The 22,162-nt window shown below is 35.8% G+C and carries 20 protein-coding genes; 10 read left to right on the top strand and 10 right to left on the bottom strand.

The window, feature by feature from the left end:
* Positions 1-64: 64 nt before the first annotated feature.
* From B9T35_RS01225 to B9T35_RS01215, 3 genes are all read right to left on the bottom strand, one after another.
* On the bottom strand, positions 65-1,036 hold the full coding sequence (locus B9T35_RS01225; RefSeq protein ID WP_086189312.1) for an esterase/lipase family protein: 972 nt from the start codon (positions 1,034-1,036) through the stop codon (positions 65-67).
* Between the two features lie 152 nt (positions 1,037-1,188).
* Positions 1,189-2,169, bottom strand: a complete 981-nt coding sequence (locus B9T35_RS01220) for an esterase/lipase family protein (protein ID WP_086189311.1) — start codon at positions 2,167-2,169, stop codon at positions 1,189-1,191.
* 40 nt (positions 2,170-2,209) lie between these two features.
* Positions 2,210-3,241: a lipase secretion chaperone gene (locus B9T35_RS01215; RefSeq protein ID WP_086189310.1), complete on the bottom strand. Its 1,032-nt coding sequence runs from the start codon at positions 3,239-3,241 to the stop codon at positions 2,210-2,212.
* A gap of 143 nt (positions 3,242-3,384) precedes the next feature.
* Between B9T35_RS01215 and truB the strand changes: the two genes are divergently transcribed.
* From truB to B9T35_RS01200, 3 genes are all read left to right on the top strand, one after another.
* A complete protein-coding gene (truB, locus tag B9T35_RS01210) occupies positions 3,385-4,290 on the top strand; it encodes a tRNA pseudouridine(55) synthase TruB (RefSeq protein ID WP_086189309.1) in 906 nt (301 codons plus the stop codon).
* Positions 4,291-4,317: 27 nt separating this feature from the next.
* Entirely contained in the window at positions 4,318-5,082 is a 765-nt protein-coding gene (locus B9T35_RS01205; protein WP_086189308.1) for a sulfite exporter TauE/SafE family protein, read from the top strand.
* A 134-nt stretch (positions 5,083-5,216) separates the two neighbouring features.
* Complete coding sequence (locus B9T35_RS01200; RefSeq protein WP_171264190.1) at positions 5,217-5,678, top strand: hemerythrin domain-containing protein; 462 nt, start codon at positions 5,217-5,219, stop codon at positions 5,676-5,678.
* A 114-nt stretch (positions 5,679-5,792) separates the two neighbouring features.
* Here B9T35_RS01200 and B9T35_RS01195 read toward each other — a convergent pair whose 3' ends face one another.
* Entirely contained in the window at positions 5,793-6,668 is an 876-nt protein-coding gene (locus B9T35_RS01195) for an EamA family transporter (RefSeq protein ID WP_086189307.1), read from the bottom strand.
* A 170-nt stretch (positions 6,669-6,838) separates the two neighbouring features.
* Here B9T35_RS01195 and B9T35_RS01190 point away from each other — a divergent pair, with 170 nt between their 5' ends.
* Together B9T35_RS01190 and B9T35_RS01185 are read left to right on the top strand one after the other, a co-directional pair.
* The gene (locus tag B9T35_RS01190) at positions 6,839-8,293 is read left to right on the top strand and encodes a tetratricopeptide repeat protein (RefSeq protein ID WP_086189306.1); all 1,455 of its coding nucleotides are present in this window, start codon (positions 6,839-6,841) and stop codon (positions 8,291-8,293) included.
* Between the two features lie 215 nt (positions 8,294-8,508).
* A complete protein-coding gene (locus B9T35_RS01185; RefSeq protein WP_171264189.1) occupies positions 8,509-10,734 on the top strand; it encodes a PKD domain-containing protein in 2,226 nt (741 codons plus the stop codon).
* Between the two features lie 33 nt (positions 10,735-10,767).
* Here the strand turns inward: B9T35_RS01185 and B9T35_RS01180 are convergent, their stop codons facing one another.
* A complete protein-coding gene (locus B9T35_RS01180; protein ID WP_086189304.1) occupies positions 10,768-11,649 on the bottom strand; it encodes an EamA family transporter in 882 nt (293 codons plus the stop codon).
* Positions 11,650-11,755: 106 nt separating this feature from the next.
* Positions 11,756-12,988: a phosphoglycerate dehydrogenase gene (gene serA / locus B9T35_RS01175; protein ID WP_086189303.1), complete on the bottom strand. Its 1,233-nt coding sequence runs from the start codon at positions 12,986-12,988 to the stop codon at positions 11,756-11,758.
* A gap of 376 nt (positions 12,989-13,364) precedes the next feature.
* Between serA and B9T35_RS01170 the strand changes: the two genes are divergently transcribed.
* The 4 genes from B9T35_RS01170 (at position 13,365) to B9T35_RS01155 (ending at position 16,696) form a co-directional block, all read left to right on the top strand.
* Complete coding sequence (locus B9T35_RS01170) at positions 13,365-14,774, top strand: FAD-binding oxidoreductase (protein ID WP_086189302.1); 1,410 nt, start codon at positions 13,365-13,367, stop codon at positions 14,772-14,774.
* A 3-nt stretch (positions 14,775-14,777) separates the two neighbouring features.
* Entirely contained in the window at positions 14,778-15,257 is a 480-nt protein-coding gene (locus B9T35_RS01165) for a hypothetical protein (RefSeq protein WP_213033341.1), read from the top strand.
* Between the two features lie 91 nt (positions 15,258-15,348).
* Positions 15,349-15,720, top strand: a complete 372-nt coding sequence (locus B9T35_RS01160; RefSeq protein WP_086189300.1) for a hypothetical protein — start codon at positions 15,349-15,351, stop codon at positions 15,718-15,720.
* A gap of 211 nt (positions 15,721-15,931) precedes the next feature.
* Positions 15,932-16,696 carry a DNA polymerase beta superfamily protein gene (locus B9T35_RS01155; RefSeq protein WP_086189299.1) on the top strand — a complete coding sequence of 255 codons (765 nt, stop codon included), beginning with the start codon at positions 15,932-15,934 and terminating at the stop codon, positions 16,694-16,696.
* Between the two features lie 82 nt (positions 16,697-16,778).
* On the opposite strand, the gene B9T35_RS01150 is transcribed toward B9T35_RS01155, so the two are convergent.
* Positions 16,779-17,168, bottom strand: coding sequence for a hypothetical protein (locus B9T35_RS01150; RefSeq protein WP_086189298.1), 390 nt, complete (start codon positions 17,166-17,168; stop codon positions 16,779-16,781).
* Positions 17,169-17,480: 312 nt separating this feature from the next.
* Here B9T35_RS01150 and B9T35_RS01145 point away from each other — a divergent pair, with 312 nt between their 5' ends.
* Positions 17,481-18,722: an MFS transporter gene (locus tag B9T35_RS01145; RefSeq protein WP_086189297.1), complete on the top strand. Its 1,242-nt coding sequence runs from the start codon at positions 17,481-17,483 to the stop codon at positions 18,720-18,722.
* A 152-nt stretch (positions 18,723-18,874) separates the two neighbouring features.
* Here the strand turns inward: B9T35_RS01145 and B9T35_RS01140 are convergent, their stop codons facing one another.
* The 3 genes from B9T35_RS01140 to yccS form a co-directional block, all read right to left on the bottom strand.
* Entirely contained in the window at positions 18,875-19,174 is a 300-nt protein-coding gene (locus B9T35_RS01140) for a DUF3817 domain-containing protein (RefSeq protein ID WP_086189296.1), read from the bottom strand.
* A gap of 79 nt (positions 19,175-19,253) precedes the next feature.
* Complete coding sequence (locus tag B9T35_RS01135; RefSeq protein ID WP_086189295.1) at positions 19,254-19,814, bottom strand: hypothetical protein; 561 nt, start codon at positions 19,812-19,814, stop codon at positions 19,254-19,256.
* 30 nt (positions 19,815-19,844) lie between these two features.
* Entirely contained in the window at positions 19,845-21,995 is a 2,151-nt protein-coding gene (yccS, locus tag B9T35_RS01130; RefSeq protein WP_086189294.1) for a YccS family putative transporter, read from the bottom strand.
* Between the last annotated feature and the right edge of the window lie 167 nt (positions 21,996-22,162).

Genomic DNA, 22,162 nt, shown 5'->3' with positions numbered 1-22,162 from the left:
GTAGCATACTCATTGATTTATAAAAAATCAGCTCAAGGTATGAGCTGATTGATATTTATTTGAATTATAGACCATCTAATTTTAAACGATTGGCTTGTTGGCGATATTGAGAGACTGGATCAGGAGCGAATAAACCACGTAAGCCTAAAAGTTGGTTGACCTCATCCAAATGACTTTGATCATAATTATCACGAATGACTTGTCCTAAATGTGTATTACAACGACTGACTAAACCATCATTGTCTCTATTTTTATAAGAGAGTGGAGCAAGTTGTGAAATAGCGCTATCAACGACATCAAAAATATTGGTGACTTGTGAAGTACCTGTCCAAGAATAATGATAGACACCATTGCTGGTAATTTTTTGTCCATTGCCACAGTCAGTGGGGATTGCCGCACTTGGATATTTTGCATTAAATTCAGCAGAACCCTTTTCACTAATACTTTGTAGAGAGTGCTCCAAGCTTACTGGTAAATTTGGATTCCCTTCTAAGAGTGCGATTGCAGGTGCAAGAATATATTGTCCCACAACCGTGAAAATAACACTGAGCGCCGTATTATTAAGAATATCATCGGCAACTTTAGAGCCTTTGATTGTGCCTGCGACAGCCGTTAAAGAAGCGACTTTTTGTGGTGCGACAATTTCAATATAACGAATGGTTGGGCCGCCATGGCTATGACCAATCAAATTGACTTTTGGACTACCCGTGATCGCAAGCACTTCATCGACTTGTTGTAAAAGTTGCTCGCCACGAAGTTCAGTGGTCTCAAGTGGAGAAACTTGGGTGGCGAAGACAGTTGCTCCATTACGTGCTAAATCAGGCAGAATTTGATAAAAATAATCCACACCAAAGCTGGTAGGTCCAAGGCGGGTGAAACCAAACATGCCGTGGTTAAATACAATGGGATATTTAGTTTTTGCATAGTCAGAAGTTACACTGCTACTTTTGACTGATTGAAGATTAGAGGCAAATACTGGGCTTGCAGTAAATGCTGATAATAACGTTAAACTAATGGCTATATTTTTAAGCTTCATGCTTTATCCTTTTATTTTACTTAGCTATCGGGTTGAGTTGAAAAATTTTATATTCTATTCAATTGAGCTTTTATGTGACTGTTGAAAAGTATTTATGACGACAAAATTTAAAAAATAAGCTCAAGGTATGAACTTATTTTATTTTAAAAGATTTATAAACCTTCCAGTTTTAAGCGATTGGCATGTTGACGAAACAGAGCAACAGGATCTTGAGCGAATAAGCCTTTTAAACCAAACATCATATTGGCAAGGTCGGTATGGTTCAGATTGTAGTTGTCTCGAATGACTTGCCCAAGATGCGTACTGCAACGGGCAACCATGCCATCATTGTCTTTGTTGCCGTAGGAAAAAGGTCCTAATTGCATCAAAATCGTATCAATATCCAGTAAGTTTGTCGTCTGAGCTGTTCCACCCCAAGAGTAATAGTAAATTCCTTGATCTACTTTAGCCCCACTTTGATTGCAATTTGAAGCCAATGCAGTGGTTGGAAAACGACGATTAAAATCGGCTGAGCCAACTTCACTGAGTGATTTCATAGATGCATCAAAATCATTGGGTAAATCAGGATTGCCTTGTGCCCAAGAAATCAAGGGTGCAACAATATAATCACCCAAAATATTCATAAAGGTACGTGTACCTTTATTATTCTGAATATCATCGGCGACTTTAGAGCCACGGAATGTGCCTCCAACGCCTGTAACGGATGCAACATAGGCAGGTTTAATCGCAGCGACATAACGGACAGTTGGTCCTCCATGACTATGACCAATTAAATTAACTTTATCTTTCCCTGTAATGGCGATGACATCTTCAACTTGCGCAAGGAGTTGCTCTCCACGAATTTCAGTGGTGTTGGTAGGAGAAAGTTGTGCAGCAAACACGGTTGCGCCATTACGTGCCATATCAGGTAAAATTTGGAACCAATAGTCGATATTAAAACTATCATTTCCAATACGCGACCAACCTAGCCAACCATGTGTCATCACAATCGGATATTTGGTTTTAGCATAATCAGATTTTACAGTTTCCTTAATTTGTAAAATACCTTTTGAAGCTTGTGTTTGAGTGCCCAATCCTAATGCTAGGGTTGTGAATACTGCTAAAGCGATCAGATTTTTTGTTTTTTTCATCATGTATTTTCCATTACTTATGAATGTTGTTTATTTCATTATCTTAATTGCCGTATGGTAATTTTCCTCCTTGATCATGTACTGTTTCAAAAGTTTGTACGCGTAGTTTGTCTTGTGGGTTATTGAATTGTTGAGTGCGTAATTGTTCAACAGCACTTTGTTTTGCAGAATCACTCATTGAGCTTTTCATGATGCCATCACGATCTGATAGATATTGATCAACACGTTGCTTCCAGTCATTACGCTGTACGTCTAAGTTTTCTAAACGTTGAGTCGCTTCAGGGCCAACAAGGTTGGTACGCATTTGACGTAATTCTTCACCCGAACCACCACGTGCTTTAATCTCAGCAGTGAGTTTTCTTAAATCTTCAAGTTGCGAAAGTTGTTGTAAATTCTCTTTCCAATCTTCAGGTAAATTATTAAACAACTCTTTTAATTTTTTGGCTTTCTCTTCCGCGGATAAATTCTTATCATCCATCACATCCATACGATCTAAGGTGTAGTCGTTATAAGTATCCTCTTGACCAAATAAACCTTCAATTTCATAATTTGAAAAGAATTTTTTACGTAAATTCTTCATATTGGTTAAAATGGTACGATAATATTTCGGATCATCTTTACTCACATTCGGTGCTTGCATATCCCCCATTTGTCCACGGTATTGTATGTAACGCGACCATAAGTCAGTCAATTGGGACAGCAAAGGCTCTTTATAACTGGCTTTAGAATAAGTCACAAAATCAGTTTTAATTTGATCTATGGTTTTTTCGCCATATTGCGTCATGAAAAACTCAAAACAGTCTTTGGTTTGTTCATTGACAATTAAATGGTTTGCATTGTCTAAACGAATTTGGCAGTTAATTTGAATATCTTGCTGGCTTTTACTGGCAAATGATTGAGCTTGGCTAGCAGAAATAGCTGAATCAGCAACATGATCGACTGCATTTGTATTTGAGCTATCTGCTTGGACAGATGTATTTTGATTTTGTGGTTTTAGCCAAAGAATAAGTGTCAATACAACCAGAATAATTGCACTGACAATCATCCAAATATGTTTTTTGTGCAAACTTTGCATAATGTTATTGTTTCCTTGCTTTATTTTATTTTTGTGCAAAAAACAATCTGACATAAAAATATAAAATTCACATGTGAAAATTGTAAAAATGGACAAGTGGATTTGATAAGATAGCACTCAATATTTCATATACCTTTCAATGAATGACCAATAAAGCGCAGAAAATCATTCGTCGCCCACTTAGTGGCGTTTTTTTATTGAATAAACCTTTGGGTGTCAGTTCAAATGGTGCTTTACAAAGAGTACGTTGGTTATTTCGGGCACAAAAAGCAGGGCATACGGGTGCACTTGATCCATTGGCTTCAGGTCTATTGCCGATTTGTTTAGGGGAGGCGACTAAATTTTCGCATTACCTTTTAGATTCGGTTAAGCGTTATCAAACCACCATCCAATTAGGCAATAGCACAACAACAGGTGATACCGAAGGTGATGTTCTACTTGAAGGGGCAGTTCCTGAATTAAATCTAGAGAATATTGAGCAGGTATTGGCTCAGTTCCGAGGTGATATTCACCAAGTCCCCCCAATGTATTCTGCCCTAAAAAAAGATGGTCGACCTTTATATGAGTTGGCACGCAAAGGTATAGAAATAGAACGTGAAGCGCGTCCTATTACGATTTTAGCGATTGAGCTTTTATCTTATACTGAAACCAGTATCACTTTAGATGTCACTTGTTCCAAAGGGACTTATATTCGTGTTCTAGGTGAAGATATTGCTGAAGCGTTAGGTACTTTTGGGCATTTAACGTATCTACATCGGATTCAAACAGGTCACTTTGACCTGATTCCAAGTTATACCATTGAATATTTGGAAAGTTTAACTGAGCAAGAACGAGAGGCTTTGCTTTTACCCGCTTTTGCACCAGTTCAACATTTCACGCAAATTCAAGTGCCAGAAGGCCGTGCTGAGTATTTCAGTCGAGGCATGGAAAGCAATATTGATCATGATGCTGAAGCGCAAGTTTTAGTGTTTGATGGTGAAAAATGTTTAGGTTTAGCTGAAATTACCGATAAAAAACGCTTAGTGCCAAAACGGGTACTGAATCTCTAAATATATGGATATAGAAGAGTAAAAATGATGGAATTTGATATCATCCTTAGTTTGGTTTTCTTTGCCTTTTGTGCAGGTGCAATTGATGCAGCTGTGGGCGGAGGGGGATTGATTCAGATTCCTGCATTGATGGGTGCATTGCCAAATTATCCAACAGCAACGGTTTTTGGTACCAATAAATTGGCATCCATTTGTGGAACAGCCTCTGCTGCCTATTCATATCTACGTCAAGTGAAACTGCAATGGAAATTACTTGCCGTAATTGCGGTGACGGCATGTATTAGTTCTTTTGGTGGCGCAGCTTGTGTCTCAATGATTCCACAATCGGTACTTCGACCTTTTGTTTTATTCATGCTCATCGTGATTGCAATTTATACCTTTACCAAAAAGCAATTTGGTCAGGTACATGTTCAGCAGGAAATTACGAAAAAAGTCCTGATTTTGGCAGGGATTGGTGGTCTACTCATTGGATTCTATGATGGAATTTTTGGACCAGGAACAGGCAGTTTCTTCATCTTTTATTTTATTCGTTATTTAAAAGTTGATTTTTTACATGCTTCTGCTTTGTCTAAAATTGGTAATTTCATGACCAATTTTGCAGCGCTGAGTTTCTTTATTCCCACAGGTCATGTGTTGTTCCAATTGGGATTAATGATGGCAGTCGCCAATGTTGCAGGTTCAATTTTCGGTGTGAAAATGGCACTGAAATATGGCAGTGGTTTTATTCGAATTCTTTTCCTTATTCTCGTTAGCATTTTAATTTGTCGATTGAGTTATCAAATGTTGATGTAAATTATTCTTAATATTAAAGTTTATTATACAAAATATTGCAGGAAGTGACTGACGTTTAGGTGTTGCATATTTAATATCAAGCTGTAGCGATAATGATCAAGCGATTCATTAAACAATAAAATGAGAGGGAAAACATGATGAATATTTTTGAAGCTTTACGTGAAAGCCATGAAGTACAACGTGATCTTTCTGAAAAATTAGTGCAAACATCAGGCGATACAACTGAACGTCGTGAATTGTTTGAATTACTAAAAAATGAATTGTATGCACATGCGGTTGCAGAAGATCGCTATTTTTATATTCCTTTAATGATGACTGATTCGGGTTTGAATATTACTCGGCATGCTTTATCTGAACACCACAAAATGGATGAGTTATTAGAGCAACTGACTGAAACAGAGTTTAGCCATTCAAGCTGGTTGGTTCTGGCTAAAAAATTAAATGAAACGGTACATCATCATTTAAAAGAAGAGGAGCACGGTTTTTTTCAGCAAGCAGGAAAAATTTTAGAAGATAAAAAAAAAAAATCTTTGGCAAAACAGTATTTAAAGGAATATAAAAAATATAAGGCTTCAAGCAAAGATAGCTTGACCTAATGTGTAATTTAAACTGCTTAGTATTTTCATCTAAAGGCCAAAGCTCAAATTTTTCATTTAAATTATAGTCGATTGAAAGATGGTGAATACACCATCTTTTTTATGATGATTACTTTAATCAGCAATCAGATTCTTTTGTTTGCTTGCTCGAACCGTTACACCAATAGATGCAAGCATAATGCACGCCAAGGCGATGCTTTGCCAAAAACTAATATGCTCTTTTAATAGGAACATTCCTGCAATAGCACCAATAGCAGGCGACAAACTAGACAATGTGCCATAACTTAATTTACTTAAACGTTTTAATGCCATCAAATCTAAAGCGTATGGTATTGCTGTAGCCAATAATGCAATGAGTAAGGTTTGACCCCAATATTGAGTCTGTATTAATGCTGTAGGGTTGTGTATTGCGCTAATTGGCAACATCACTAGGGCAGATAATACAATGGCAATGGTTAGAGCATGCATCCCGATATTCTGTCTGACTACTCTTTGTCCATAGAAAATATAAACTGCCCAACACACACCTGCACCAATTGCAAAAGCTGCACCTAAATAAGAAAAATGATGTGCTGCTGCATCTTGCCAAGGCACCATCAACGCCACACCAAGAATGGCAAGACAAACCCAAATATAATCACTTTTTTGTTTGATGGAGAGTAACGCCAAGGTCAAAGGACCTAAGAATTCTAGACCCACAGCAATGCCTTGTGGAAGCCGACCTAAAGAGGCATAAAACAACACATTCATTAAGCACACAGAACCACTATAGAACAGTAAATCTTTCCACTTTAATTCAGGTAATTTTTTAATAATGCGCCATGAGCGGAACATTAAAATGATCAGTACAGATGCAAAACAAAGCCTCAGTGTGACGACTGTGAGTGGATCAAGAACTGTAAATAATTGCTTGGCAAATGATGCACTTATTTGATAAGCCACCATGGACAGAACCATGTAAAAAACAGCAGTCAATTGAGAGTTTGGCATAGATGAGCGTTATAAAATGAACGAATTCAGTGTAGCATTTTCTAATGTTGAATTTAGCATTTCAAAAATATATGAATAATCATTTAATATTTTTATTTCAGTATGCTTAAACTCAGGTAAGATTAAAATGTAAATCATAGAAAAATGACACAGTTATTCAGGTGTATAGGATGTCAAAGACAGTATTAAATACAATAAATTCTGAACAGAGTCAGCGAGATTTATTGGAACAAGCGAGCTTGGGAAATGCGGAAGCTGGGTTTCAATGGGTATTACAATCTGAACAGCAGAGGCAAGCCCAATCAGATGAAGACGCACAAAAACGTGTCGATTTATTGGTTCAAGCATCTAATCAAAATTATGCAGCAGCAAGTACGCTTTTAGGGCAATGGCATTTATTGGGGCATTATGTTCCACAGGATGTCCAATCAGCCATTTTATTTTTTCAACATGCAGCGAAATTAAATGATGCTTTGGCTCATTTAGAGCTATTTCATATTGCTCGTAAAGGAATTGTGGAGACATTGAATTCACAACAAGGTCTTGTTCATTTACAACAAGCTGTGCAATTGAACCATCCTGAAGCAATTCATATTTATGCAGAAGCTTTATTAAATCAAGATGCAAAAAAATCACAGCAACTGTTACTCGATAATTATTTAAATCATCAATATCAATCAAGTTTAAAACTATTTGTTCAATATGAAGGTTTTAATCAAGATGAGGTTCAACGTCAGCTTGAAAACTTAGCAACGAATGATTCTTTTGCCTGTGCTTTATTGGCATTTCATTATTTGAAAAATGATGAACTTGAAAAAGCATTTAAATATGCACATATTGCACAAGAGCAGAACGATGCTTATGGATGCTATGTTCGTGCTTTGTTAGAGCAAAAAAGCAAAGATGGTTCAAGTGAAATTGCGCAAGCATTTTTCTTAAAAGCGGCCAATAATGGTCATGTTGAGTCAGCTTATATTGTTGCAGTGGAACTATTAAAGCAAAGTGATATTACGACCAACGAAGCAGAGAAAAATGCTTTACGTCAACAGGCTTTTACTTTAATGCAACAGGCAGCATTGGCAGGTAATAAAGATGCGCAATATTCTTTTGCACAATGTTTAAGACATGGTTTGGGCACTGAGAAAGATGCTCAACTTGGCTTACAATGGTTGGAACGCGCTGCACAAAATCATCATCGTGATGCGCAATTTGAATTGTCCATGTTATTGCCGATTGAACATGCGCAACATATTCCATTATTAATGGAAGCTGCAAAAAATGGGCATATTCAAGCAATGTTATGTATGGCGATTTATGAACAACGTCTAAATAATATTGAAGATATGCTCAAATGGTTGCACCAAGCAAAAGATGCACATTCAGCACGTGCCCATTTTCTCTTGGCTCAAATTTACCGAGATGGAACAGGGGTTGAGGCTGATGCGAAAGAAAGTGTGGAGTTTTTAAAACAAGCCGCAGATTTAGGTGATATTGATGCTTATTTTGAATTATTTAAGGCGTATAAAGACGGTCTAGGTGTTCGTAAAAATAAAAAAACTGCGAGTAAATATCTAGATTTAGCCAAACAAAATCAACATATAGAAGCAGCATCGATAGAGTACTAATACTACTAAACTCTAAAAAAGCTTTCTTGAAGAGATTTGAGGAAGCTTTTTTATTACACTTAATAAAGCTTTCCTGTAAAGGATAATTAAATAAACCTGAATATTTTGATGACATTTTGTAATTTAAAGCCAATTGTTAATAAATAATAAACAGTACAATTTAAAATGTGACTCTTGTCACATAATTAAAACACTTAATAAAAAAGGTATAAATGATGAAAACAGAAAACTATATAAAATGGTTGATTTTCGCATTTTTAAGCCTGTTTTTAGTTGCCTGCAAACCGACAGCAGATTTTATTTATACGCCAAGTGCACCAAGCACAGGTGAAGTTGTCAAATTTGATGCAAGTAAAAGTAGTGTTTATAAAGCAAAAGAAGGGAACGCAATTAGCGTTTATGCATGGGATTTTGGTGATGGTAGCCAAGGCACTGGTCAGACGACAGAGCATACTTATACCAATGCTGGAAAATATGTCGTTAAACTGAGCGTAACGGATTTAGCTGGGCAAATAAGTGCTACAACGCAAAAAATTACAGTGAAACAAGGTGTCGCGGTAACTCAAAAGGTTTCAGCATTAATCCAAAGTTCTGATGGAACTTTACTTCCTAATGCAAAAGTGACAATTCAAGGCCAAACAGCAACGACTGACCAAAATGGTCAAGCGAATTTGAATTTAACATTGGCTCAAAATACAACAAAAGTGGTTGTTACTTTTGAAAAAGATGGATTTATTACTCAATCAACTGTAGTTGATGTTAAGGATTTAAATTCAGTTCAAGCTTCTTTGCTTGCAGTAAAAAATACACTTTTAATTTCTCATATTGAAGATACTCAGACCATATCTGCGATGTCTTTAGGAGCAACAATCACTTTTGCTGAAAATTCCTTTGTAATTGAATCTACTGGTGTAACAGCAAAGGGTCAGGTCATCGTTAAAGTGACACCTTGGGATATTACTGGTACAGATCTTAATGCAATGCCAGCGAATGGTTTTGCTAGAGACGCAAAAGGTAATATTGTTCAATTGATTAGTGCGGGTATGATTACTGCAGAATTTTTTGATGCTCAAGGAAATAAATTGCAACTTGCAACAGGTAAAACTGCGGATATTAAAATGGATTTGCCTTTTACAAGTTTACAAAATAAACCTTTAGGAATTGATAGTGTAATTCCAATGTGGCATTTTTCAGAAATTGATGGATTATGGATTGAAGAAGGTACAGGTAAAGTTGTTGCTGAAAAAGACTCTAAAACGGGTTTAGCTGTACAAGCAACAATTAAGCACTTTTCTACATGGAATTGGGATCAACCTGTTTATTTAAATGAAGGTGGTAGTGCTTTTGTAAAATGTATCTCTGGCGACATTCCAATTCGTTGTGATATCCGTTTTACAATTCAATATAAAGATAATTCTCGTTTAGCCTTTAAGTTAAATGGTGGGATATCTGAATCAGGATTAATGTTTAGTGGCAATATTGGCTTACCGAAAAATGATCAAATTTCTAAAGTTGATTGGACAGCGACAAATGGTTTATTACAAGGTGTCGCTAGTTCAGGAACAAATGGTGATCAAGTTACGATCCAATTAGGAGCACCAAAGTCTAAGAACTTTATACGTTGTCGCTTACCTGATCATACTTTTTCAGATTGTTCCGTAATAAATGATGAACAAGAATATAAGTCCATTTCTAAAGAAGGTGGAACTGTCATTAGTGGTTCAAACGGAACATCAAAAAAATGGACTGCTTCAAGTTATGTTGTTCAAGGTTCCCAAGTTGTGATCTATCAAGGTACTGCTAATTCAGGTGCTTTCGATGATGTAATGATTGACTTAACAACGAAAAGTATTCCTTATCTTATTCAGTGCAAATTAGCTGATGGTTCATCTGTAGGGTGTGATGTAAAAGCTGATAATAATATTACCTTGTATGCTCGAGCATCAGGTCAAGTTTATTATTTAGATGGAGAGGTAAATTTAAATTGGAATGCAAACTCACTTCCAAGCCAAGAAAATGGAGTATGGGTACAATATTCAGGTAATACTTTTAAAGTGAATGGAAATAAAATAGAGATACAACTGAGTCAGAAAACAATCATTGGAAATTCAGTTAAAAATCTACAATTAAAATGTAGTGTTGGAATCGAAGCATGTTCAGTTAGAGTGTTTATTATTCCAGCTGCTTTACTAGATGAATGGTTGAAGGGTAATTATGATCCTAATTTACCATTGAGTTTTGATCGAAAGATTAATATGGATGAAAACGAAACTGTGCCAATTGTTTTACCTAATGTAAATCCTCAAGATTTTATCGTTTTTGATTCGATGAATGGTGATTACAGTAGTACAAGAACACCAGGAATTCCCAATGAATTACTTAGTGAAAATCAAGTAATTGAAATTCCATGGGATTATAGCTTGTATCAAATGCCAGAGTGAAAATAAAAAACCACCTTTCAAGGTGGTTTTTTTCTAAAAATCTTCTGCTTTTTTCTTCGCTTTTTGTGTCGTATAAGTACAACCAATAGATGCACAAATAATGGTGGCTAAAGCCAGCCATTGAGTCCAAAGTAATTGTTCACCTAAAAATATAAAACCTGAGAATGCAGCAATAGCAGGCTCTAAACTCATGAGTGTTCCAAAACTTAAAGCGGTTAAATTTCTTAAAGCAATGATTTCTAAAGTAAAAGGTAAGGCACTGGCAAGAATAGCAAGCGCAATAAAATAGATTAAATTTGAAGGTTCAAAAACAGCAAAAGACAGTCCAGAAAAAACAGCAATTGGCATTAAACACAACATCCCAACAAACATACCTAAACAGACAGTATGATTTCCTGAAATGCCAGAAGGTCTTTGTCCTGCAACAATATACATTGCCCAACAAGCACCTGCGGCAAGTGCAAATGCAATCCCAATTGGATCTAAAGATTCAGCTGCTTGATCAAAAGGGAACAGTAAAACCAAGCCTAAAATGGCAAGTCCGACCCAAACAAAATCAAATTTCTGTCGTGCGTAATATAAAGCAACGCTCAGTGGTCCAATAAATTCAAATGAAACCGCAATACCTAAAGGTAAACGCTCTATTGATAAATAAAATAAAGCATTCATCCCTGCAAGAGCGACACCATAAGCAATAATCGAAGACCATTTCACCAATTTAAAATTGATTTGCCAAATTCTAAAAATAATAGCCAGAATGATTGCACCGAGAAATAACCGCATCGCAGAGACAATTAATACTGGGAAATGATCAAACAGAACTTTGGCGAGAGATCCGCTACTTTGCACACTCACCATGGCAATGAAAAGCAGAATAGTTGCTTGTAAATAAGACGGACTTTTAAGATTTAGCATGTGACTAAATACAATTTTGATGAGTGCGTAAATAGTAACAGTTTTCAACCAAACAATAAAAAAACCACAGTTATAAAACTGTGGTTTTTTGAATCGCTTTTATAGCTTAGAACAATACACGTACGCGGATTGTGCCTTCAACTTCATGCAAGGTATCTAAAGCTTCTTTAGATGCGGTTGCATCAACATCCATCACTAAGTAGCCAACATCACCTTTGGTCATTAAAGATTGACCAGAGATGTTGATACCATGTTCAGCGAACAAATTGTTGATTTTAGAAAGTACGCCTGGCACATTTTTATGAATGTGAAGTAAACGGTGTTTACCTTCAGTCAATGGCAATGCGATTTCAGGGAAGTTGACTGCAGATAAAGTCATACCTTTGTCTGAGTAAGCAACGAATTTCTCAGCAACTTCTAAACCGATGTTTGCTTGTGCTTCCATTGTAGAACCGCCAACGTGAGGTGTTAAAATCACGTTGTCTAAACCACGAAGTGGAGAAACAAATTCTTCACCGTTTGCTTTAGGTTCTTTCGGGAATACATCAACTGCAGCACCTGCAATGTGACCTGCTTTGATTGCATCAGCAAGGTCTTCAATGATCACACATGTACCACGTGCAGCATTGATGAAGATTGAACCTTCTTTCATTTGTGCAAATTGAGCTTTGCCAAAGAAATTACGTGTAGAAGGTACATCTGGAACATGCAAAGTAACCACATCAGCATTTGCTAATAACTCACCCATAGAACCCACTTGACGTGCATTACCCATAGGAAGTTTAGTGACAGCATCATAATAAATAACGTGCATGCCTAAGCTTTCTGCAAGAACAGAAAGTTGAGAACCGATTGAGCCGTAACCCACGATACCTAAAGTTTTACCACGAGTTTCAAATGAACCTACTGCAGATTTGTTCCAACCACCACGATGTGTTGAAGCAGATTTAGCCGGTACACCACGAAGCAGTAAAATTGCTTCAGCAAGTACAAGCTCAGCAACTGAACGTGTATTTGAATAAGGTGCGTTAAATACTGGAATACCACGAATCATGGCAGCATTTAAGTTCACTTGGTTTGTTCCGATACAGAAACATCCCACCGCAATCAGTTTGTTCGCAGCTTCAAATACTTCTTCAGTCAATTGAGTACGGGAACGAATACCGATGAAGTGAGCATCTTTAACCGCTTCTTTCAACGCTTCACCTTCAAGCGCAGTTTTACGGGAATCGATGTTGGTATATCCAGCAGCATTTAAAGTGTCGATTGCATTCTGATGAACGCCTTCTAACAACAAGAAACGAATTTTATCTTTAGGTAGTGAAAGATGTTGGCTCATTACGGCTCCGCTACAAAGGCCAAATTTAGTCGCAATATGATACCATAGACATGGGTCTATAGATATTTCGTTTATGACGGTGAGAGTGGATATTTTGTCCTCGATTTCTTATAAGCTATATTGATAAATTGCATGAACACTATTTTGTCGAAAAAATACGCAAAATATTGCGTCTTTAAACACGGAGTGTAAATATTGCATGCCTGTTATATGCTTTATTCAGCGCTAATTTATCGCTAAAATATTGTATAACTGGATGATTACCCGATTTTAGCTTTGGAAATAAAAGCGTACATTTCCTCAAGCACCATTCAGACATGAAACATGCAGTAGTCCCGAATATTACTAATTTATTTCTTGCTAGGTCCGCAGAACGATGAATGCTCCAGTAACGATAGCACCTGAATTATTGACCCAATTGACAGAAATTGTCGGTGAAAGCCGCATCAAAACCGATGCAGATAGCTTAGAGAATTGGGGTAAAGACCATACTAAGCATTTCGATCCGAACCCATCTGTGATTGTTTTTCCATCGAGCACTGAGCAAGTGCAAGCGATTGTAAAACTTGCCAATCAATTTAATGTCGCAATTACCCCATCGGGTGGTCGTACAGGTTTATCCGCAGGTGCAGTTGCAGCGAATGGCGAAATTGTGATTAGCATGGATAAAATGAACCAAATTATTGAGTTCTATCCAGCCGATCGTATGGTACGTATTCAGGCAGGTGTTGTGACTGAACAGTTGCAAAACTATGCAGAAGAGCAGGGTATGTATTATCCAGTTGATTTTGCATCATCAGGTTCATCGCAAATGGGCGGGAATATTGGTACCAATGCCGGCGGTATTAAAGTCATTAAATATGGTATGACGCGTAATTGGGTACTGGGCTTAACCGTTGTGACTGGTAAGGGTGATGTTCTGCGTTTAAATAAAGGCATGATTAAAAATGCTACTGGCTATGCAATGCAACATTTGTTTATTGGTGGCGAGGGGACTTTAGGTTTAGTGACCGAAGCTGAAATTAAACTTGAACGTCAACCGCATGATTTACAAGTTTTGGTTTTAGGTGTACCTGATTTTGATTCAATTATGCCTGTATTACATGCATTCCAAAACAAAATTGATTTAACTGCATTTGAGTTCTTTGGTGAACTTGCAATGAAAAAAGTGTTAGATCGTGGTCATGTGCAACGTCCATTTGAAACTGAATGCCCATTCTATGTCTTGCTTGAGTTTGAAGCGCCGTATGAACCAATTATGGATGCTGCGATGGAAATCTTTGAGCATTGCATGGAACAAGGTTGGGTACTTGATGGGGTGATGAGCCAAAGCTTAGAACAAGTGAAAAGCTTATGGCGTTTACGTGAAGATATTTCTGAAACGATTGCACCATTCACACCGTATAAAAATGATATTTCAGTATTAATTACTCATGTTCCTGCATTTATTAAAGAAATTGATGCAATTGTGGAAACGAATTATCCTGATTTTGAAATTTGCTGGTTTGGTCACATTGGTGACGGAAACTTGCATTTAAATATTCTAAAACCTGCCAATCTTTCTAAAGATGAATTCTTTGAAAAATGTCAGGTCGTAAATAAGAATGTATTTGAAATTGTAGAAAAATATGATGGTTCGATTTCTGCTGAGCATGGCGTGGGAATGACCAAAAAACCATATTTGGGATATACCCGTTCTGCTGAAGAAATTGAATATATGAAAGCTTTGAAAAAAGTATTCGATCCAAACGGGATTATGAATCCTGGGAAGTTGTTTGATTTATAAGCATTGTTAAAAAATACGGCCTGTGATAAAAACGCATTAATAATAATGCGTTTTTTTATAATAATGAAATTAATAGATAAAAAAGTGAAACAAGGTCGTGAAGATGCAGACCTCGTAATTCGACAATTATTTCGCTATTTGCCACTCACGGTATTTTTGACCTTAGGTATTTTGTACTTATTATTTATGTTTAGCATTGAGCCAGAGATTTTTGAAAAAAATGGATTTTTTAATACACATGGTCAATGGGTTTATGGCATTTTTTTAAGTTTTGTTGTTGTGAGCTGGATGTCTATTATTTACAAATTCAAAGAGGACATAAAATTTAGGAAAGTAGCTAGAGTGATTATATTTCTTGCATATTTACCCATGATTTATGCTGTAACAAAGGATATGGAAATTGTTTCTATTGGATTAATTATGATTAGTTTTTATTGGTTAAAGTTTGCTTTCCAAAAGGATTCTAAAAGTAATTTAATATAATTTATTGAACTTTTACATGCTTTCAATTGTGTAACTTGCCAAGGCATAGCATCATTTGTGATATCAGTTTTTATTTTGGGGATTTAAAAAAATGTTACGTTTACTCTCTTTATCGGCACTTAGTATCGGCTTATTGGTAGGTTGTAGTACAACGCAAAATTTGATGAATAAGGTTGGCGGTTCTGAAACGCCTTTAGCACAAGTTTTGAATGAGCGCAGTGATTTGCGTAAAAATTTATCGACGGTTGAAATTCGTCAATATTTTAATCAGGTAGAATCACCAACAGCAGCAGAGGTGAAAGTCACTGAAACAGGGTTAATGGATGATTCTGTTCGCTCTATTCGTAGTGTTTACCGTTTTAAAAATGTAGCTGGTGATTGGAAACGTATAGATGTGCAAAAGGAATATCAATGTACACGTGGGAAAAACACCAAAAACTTCCAAACCAAATTGTGCTCTTAATTAATTGTTTATATTTGAATTTTATAGCTTAGACTCTATTTAAAACGTATCAGATTTGATGCGTTTTTTATTTTGGGAATATAATAATAAATATTTTAATTGTAGGGAATGGTTTTGAGATAAAAGTAATTAGCTTAAATTTAAAGAAAATCCAAAAGATTCAAAAAATTAATGATATAAAATTTGTAAAACCAACAAAATGTGAACAAAAATGAACATCCAACAAGAAATCCAAAATTTATTTAAAGAAAGAGACGATATTCCACTTTTTTATATTGAAAGTGGTAGCCGTTTATGGGGTATGGCAAGTCCAGATAGTGATTACGATGTGAGAGGCTTTCATTTGCCATCAAAAGCTCAATATTATGATTATAGAAAATACCGTGATTTGATCGAAATCATGGAGGGTGATTTTGACTTCGTTTCTTTTGATTTAAATAAAATGTTTGGCTTACTCGCAAAAAGTAACCCAACAGTTTTGGAATGGGTACGGGCTTACATTGTCTATTTCAATGAATTTCCTGAATGGGATAAATTCAGTGATGGGTTACTTGAACGTATAGACTATAAAGCTTTGTATTATCATTATTTATCATTGGCAAAAGGTGGTATGCATGTCATGCAAACTGCTGATAACTTTACCTATAAAAAAGTATTCTATTCAATTCGTGGACTCATGTCAGCAGAGTTAGCATCACAGCAGATCATGCCTGAATTACTTATTACCCAATTGTTTGAGCAAATAGAGATAAAAGATCCATTACGTCATTGGGCGCAAGATTATTTAGAAATTAAAAAGCAACAAAAAGAAAAAGCTCAAGTATCTGAATCTGAACAGCAATATATCCTTAAATTGTTGAATGATAAAATTGAAGCCTTGAATCAAAGAACAATTGAGCCGACCAATGATTTGGAAAAATTACAGCAATATCTCACTGAATATAGCTTTAATTTAAAACAACATTTTTATGGTTAAGCTCAATTTAGAATAACAACATGTGGATTTGAACATGTTGTTATTCTAAGGATATTTAATTGTTATTCTAAGGATATTTAAATTAACCACTTATCGATTTATTACGTATTCCAGCAATTCCTTTAAAGATAAAAGCAATACCGATACCGAAGCAAAGACCCATTAAGAATTTACCCAGTGTACTGGTTCCGACTTCTTTATTATTGGCAGAACTAATCGCTTTTGCAGCATCTTCAGCAGAGGTTACACCATTGGCTTGAGAGTCCATCATTGCGATAAAACCAACATCAGTTTTACAACTGGCTATAATTGAACTTGAGTTCTCACCATATTTCTTTTGAACCAGTTGTTCACAGCGAGCTTGGTCGTCTGCACTGATGTTTGGTGCTGAACTTTGCCAATACAAACCACCGCCGATAATAAACAGAACAATACCAAGAATGAGCATGACTTGAGGATTCATATTTTTCATTTATTCTTCAACCCTTCGTTTTTGAGATTTTAGAATAACTAAAGAGTGAAAAACATTCAACTTCTCCTGAAAAAGCCACTGTGTTAAACTAATCAAACTTAGCCTAGTGGGTGTGCTTGGACTGAGTGATAAAAATCTCACATATTCATTTTATTTTCTCTAGACACCTTGTGAATACGGTGTTTAAAGTCGTTTTAAGTAACGCATTTTCTAAACTTAATTTAAATTTCTCAGTGCTTGTCATTGGGCTGACGCTTATCTCCCTAAAAATAGTGTTCAGCTGGATAAGCCAATAATGATATGTAGAAAATAATGTCAAAACTCGCGCAAAATGTTCAAACAACAACATTGAGCCGTGCCACGTTAATGTTCCCATTAGCCTTGGTATTGTTCGAATTTTCAGTCTATATCGGTAATGATTTAGTCCAACCTGCGATGCTTGCAATTACCAAAGAGTTTGGTGTGAGTAGTTCTTGGGCACCATCTTCCATGTCTTTTTATTTACTTGGAGGCGCATGTGTTGCATGGTTACTTGGACCAATATCCGATCGGATCGGACGAAAAAAAGTTTTATTGGCAGGTGTCATTTTTTTTATTCTGACCTGCTTACTCATTTTACTCACAGATAATATCGAAAGTTTTTTAACCCTTAGATTTTTACAAGGCTTTGGTTTATCTGTTATTTCAGCAGTAGGTTATGCGGCGATACAAGAAACATTTGAAGAACGTGATGCCATTAAAGTGATGGCACTCATGGCAAATATTTCCTTGCTTGCTCCTTTATTGGGTCCTGTACTGGGTGCATTCTTAATTGATCATGTGTCATGGCACTGGGGCTTTATCGGTATCGCTTTTCTGGCTTTCCTAAGTTGGTTTGGTCTAAAAGCCAAAATGCCAGATTACAAGGTGAAAGCCCGTAAGCAACCTTTTAGCTATATCTGGGATGACTTTAAGCAGGTTTTTAAAAATAAAACCTTCTTGGGCATGACCTTTGGGCTACCCATGGTGGCAATGCCATTGATGCTTTGGATCGCAATCTCTCCAGTCATGTTAGTGGAAGAATTGGGCTTAAGTAGTATGCAATATGGCTTGGCGCAATTTCCAGTTTTAGGTGGTTTGATTGTGGGTAATATCGTACTGATCAAAGTCATTGATAAATGGGCATTGGGCAAAACTGTATTAATGGGTCTTCCTTTGATGTTGATTGGCACACTCATTCTATTGTTAGGAATGGTTTGGAAAGATTATTTCCTCCATTGTCTGATTATAGGTATGACTTTGATAAGTTTTGGTGAGGGGATTAGCTTTTCTGTTCTTTATCGCTTTGCTTTAATGTCTTCTGAAGTCTCTAAAGGAACAGTTGCTGCAGCAGTTTCAGTATTGATGATGTTGAGTTTCTTCTTTGTTATTGAATTGGTTCGTGTACTGTATGAACATTTCCATTTATGGGCGTTTAGCTTGTCTTGTGTTGCTTTAATTGCCTTGTGGTTTAGTTTTCCACGGATGATGTTGAATAAGATTATGCAAGGCAGAAAGTTGAGAGGAGAGTTTTAATTGAATATTAATTTCATCTAAAACAACTATCCTATATGAGTGTTGAAATGGAAAGCATTCTTTCCATTTCAACAGATCCTAGTCGTTTTTATCATCTTGATACAAAATGGTTATTGAACAGAATCATCACCATCAGTAATCAAAAAAAGAGGTTAAGCCTCAACTTTCGATTGTTCTAATTTCTTAAGTTTATGATCAAAAACAAATGGTCCAAAAGGCATGATTGAAGCGATTAAGCCTAAAACAAACATGTTAAGTGACCATTTTTGTTTTTCACAAACCACAAATAAAACAGCTAAAAAAGCAACAAAAAGTACGCCGTGCCCCATACCGACATATTTCACTAAAATAGGATTACCCCACATATATTTCATTGGCATTGCAATAAACAAAAGAAGTAAAAAAGACAGACCTTCTAAAAAACCAACAGCACGTAAAGTTTGAATATTCATGGTCACTTCAGTAAATGAGAATGAATATCGAGTGTAGCTTAAAAAGATAAAAAGTCGAATGAATATCTGATCTAAATCATTATTCTAGCCATGCTTTCATTTTAGCTTCTTGCTCTTTTTGTTCAAACTCTGAAATATAAACACAGCCAATATAAGTCTTATGATCGCCATCTTCTGCTAATGGATTTGATTCCGCCAAGGTCATTTTACGAAATGATTTTTCTGCTTTAGCATTTGCTTGATCAGTTTTAACAATTTTTTCGCCTGAAAAATAAGGAGCATTTTGAAACATCGGACTTTGTTGAATGCCGTATTTTTTTGCTAGTGCTTTTGTATCCTGATTTTTGACCGTAGCTAACATACCTCCAAGAGTTAAAACCATTTCATTGGTTTTCATGCCATATACTTCTATAGGCACTTTGCTTTTGAAAGTATATGAAAGTAAATTGCTATCTGATTTTATCCAACCATTCTTTTTTAAGTCATCTTCAAATTCAAAACCGAGGTCATAATAGTCTTTAAGTGTCTTTTTACATTCTAGAAATTGCTGCATATTGGTATTGAATTGAGCATCAGCAAAAGTTGAATTAGTTGCTAAAATAAAGATACTACTGATGAAAATTTTATGAATGAATTGCATTTTATATGCTCTTTTAGGTGGATTCGAAGTTTATTTAATCTCTAATTCTAATAATGTATTTTTAAGTTTTAACAGTTCAGGCAATGTTTCTAATAATAAGCTAATTTGTTTTAAAGCCAATAAAAGATTATCGGATAAATCATCTTGTGTACTGATGAATTGAATTTCATTTAATTTCTGTTGAATGAGTGTTTGATCTAAGGGTTTAGAGTGAATGAGAGCATCATTTAAGGTTTGTTGACACCACAACATTAAATCTAAAACCTGAGTATCATGAATCAATTCACGATGGCTACCCAAAGCAGAAACATAACTCAATTGGCTATGGCTATAAACCAAATAGCGGAAAGCATTGTGAATTAACGTCTGATTTGGGTTTGGCTCGGTACTCAAACTTGAAATCATATTCGAAAGTTCAATTTGGGCATTATGTGCAAAGCGTCTAGCTTTACGATAATCTACACTATTGTTTTTGCCCTGTTGATATTGCTCAACAATCGCATCAAAATAATCCAATGTTGCTTGGCTACTTTTACGGATATTATTCGAGATATTCCGAAAATTCCAATCTGGCCAAATAAAACTGACCGCGAACCATGCAATTAAACAGCCTAAAAGGGTATCTATGATCCTCGGTAAAATGATGGCATAGCCTGAACCTTTTAAGTTAAAGATCAGTAAAACCATTAATGTTGCCATCAGGGTTGCCATGGCATATTTTTTTGAACGTAAATAGAAAAACGACACACCACAAATAACGATTAAAACTAATTGTCCTTCAATACTTGGCACAAAATAAAGGATAGGAATCCCTAAAATAACGCCTAAAACGGTGCCTAAAGTTCTCAGTTTTAATCGACTTTTGGTTGCAAAATAACTAATTTGGCAGACAAATAAACTAGTCAATAAAATCCAATACCCATTCTTTGCAAAAGGCAGTAAAGACAAGGCATAGCCAACGGCAAAGACAAAAGAAATACGCACAGCATGGCGGAATAAAGCAGATTCAGCGCTTAAATGCTGTTTTACTTTCAGCCATAAATCTTGAATACCATGAATGTCATCATCTAAGAGATTTAGATTATCTTGATGTTTACTATAACTTTGCTGATAGTTATCTTGTTCGATACTTAAATTGCTAAATTGTTCTTCTACATTTTTTAGATTTTTAAGCACCAACAGTAAGTTTTTCACTTCTAAATTATGAGGATTCTTTTGAATCCATTCTCGCATTGAGTTTTCTAAATGATTTAAAACGGTGGTGTTTTCTAGATTGGCTTGGAAGTTTTGTTGTCGCAAAATTGCTTCGGCAAGTTTTTGGCAATTGATCGCCTGCAATCGAACATTTTTTTGAATTCGGTAAATTAAATCGGTACGACTAAAATTTTTCTGAATATTTTCATAATGTAGATAGTTTGAAGTCGCTTGTTCATGAATATCTTGTGCTAAAAAGTATAAATTGAGCCAGTAAATGGTTTTTTGATTGGCACGAGAAGCTTTTAATCGAGTAAGCAATGAAGATTTTGTGATATTTAATTGTTGTACGACCAAACTATTTTGTAAGGATAATTCATATAAAAGTTGTTCAACATTGTCAGTATTATCAGGATCAAAAAGTCGTGCTTTACTGAGTAGTAATTGACTCATGGCTAGATAGCTTTGCGCCAAATTGTCTTGTATGGCTTGAGTTGGTTTAAGCAAGTAAAAAACAATGGAGCTTAAACCGTACCACAACGTCCCCATCACAAAATAGCTCGGTTGTTGATACCATTCTTGATATTCACCTAAACCAAACATCGTATAAATAGACAGTAAAACTGTACCAAAAGATATGGTGGCATAGCGTTGTCCAAGTGCGCCCATCAGAATAAAAGCACCACTAGACAAGGATAAATAAGTCAGAAATAATAGCTTATAAGGATAAAGAAATTCTAAAATACTGCTGACACTAAAAAAGAGAATGCAGACGTAGCCCAAATTCCGTAGTCGTATACTTAATCGATCATCAAAGTCCGTGAGTGCAGTTGCGATTGCACCTAAGGTAATCGGAACAATGAGTTTTTCAAAACCTAAAAAATAAAGCCCAAGCGTAGTACCACTCAGCACAATAAAAATTTGTAGGCAATAAATCAAAATTGAATTTGACTTAAAGTTTTGAAAAAGCTGTTGTAGATTATTCACGATCGATTTTCACAAAAAAGCTCACAGAAAATTTCACAAAAATGGTGTGTTGAGTGAAGCCTATTTTATATTGCTTAAAAAGTACTTGGCGATGTATTTAGATGAAGAACTGTAAGTAAAACATGTTTAAAAAACAGCAACATTAAATATACACGCATCATTTTATT

This window comes from Acinetobacter sp. ANC 3832, from assembly GCF_002135415.1.
GTDB lineage: Bacteria > Pseudomonadota > Gammaproteobacteria > Pseudomonadales > Moraxellaceae > Acinetobacter.
Note: the sequence above shows the minus strand (reverse complement) of the source record. Positions and strands in the feature narration are given on the sequence as shown.

Coding starts and splice junctions, on each gene's coding strand:
- B9T35_RS01225 (WP_086189312.1), bottom strand. CDS start 1,036: ATGAAGCTTAAAAATATAGCCATTAGTTTAACGTTATTATCAGCATTT.
- B9T35_RS01220 (WP_086189311.1), bottom strand. CDS start 2,169: ATGATGAAAAAAACAAAAAATCTGATCGCTTTAGCAGTATTCACAACC.
- B9T35_RS01215 (WP_086189310.1), bottom strand. CDS start 3,241: ATGCAAAGTTTGCACAAAAAACATATTTGGATGATTGTCAGTGCAATT.
- truB (WP_086189309.1), top strand. CDS start 3,385: ATGACCAATAAAGCGCAGAAAATCATTCGTCGCCCACTTAGTGGCGTT.
- B9T35_RS01205 (WP_086189308.1), top strand. CDS start 4,318: ATGGAATTTGATATCATCCTTAGTTTGGTTTTCTTTGCCTTTTGTGCA.
- B9T35_RS01200 (WP_171264190.1), top strand. CDS start 5,217: ATGATGAATATTTTTGAAGCTTTACGTGAAAGCCATGAAGTACAACGT.
- B9T35_RS01195 (WP_086189307.1), bottom strand. CDS start 6,668: ATGCCAAACTCTCAATTGACTGCTGTTTTTTACATGGTTCTGTCCATG.
- B9T35_RS01190 (WP_086189306.1), top strand. CDS start 6,839: ATGTCAAAGACAGTATTAAATACAATAAATTCTGAACAGAGTCAGCGA.
- B9T35_RS01185 (WP_171264189.1), top strand. CDS start 8,509: ATGAAAACAGAAAACTATATAAAATGGTTGATTTTCGCATTTTTAAGC.
- B9T35_RS01180 (WP_086189304.1), bottom strand. CDS start 11,649: ATGCTAAATCTTAAAAGTCCGTCTTATTTACAAGCAACTATTCTGCTT.
- serA (WP_086189303.1), bottom strand. CDS start 12,988: ATGAGCCAACATCTTTCACTACCTAAAGATAAAATTCGTTTCTTGTTG.
- B9T35_RS01170 (WP_086189302.1), top strand. CDS start 13,365: ATGAATGCTCCAGTAACGATAGCACCTGAATTATTGACCCAATTGACA.
- B9T35_RS01160 (WP_086189300.1), top strand. CDS start 15,349: ATGTTACGTTTACTCTCTTTATCGGCACTTAGTATCGGCTTATTGGTA.
- B9T35_RS01155 (WP_086189299.1), top strand. CDS start 15,932: ATGAACATCCAACAAGAAATCCAAAATTTATTTAAAGAAAGAGACGAT.
- B9T35_RS01150 (WP_086189298.1), bottom strand. CDS start 17,168: ATGAAAAATATGAATCCTCAAGTCATGCTCATTCTTGGTATTGTTCTG.
- B9T35_RS01145 (WP_086189297.1), top strand. CDS start 17,481: ATGTCAAAACTCGCGCAAAATGTTCAAACAACAACATTGAGCCGTGCC.
- B9T35_RS01140 (WP_086189296.1), bottom strand. CDS start 19,174: ATGAATATTCAAACTTTACGTGCTGTTGGTTTTTTAGAAGGTCTGTCT.
- B9T35_RS01135 (WP_086189295.1), bottom strand. CDS start 19,814: ATGCAATTCATTCATAAAATTTTCATCAGTAGTATCTTTATTTTAGCA.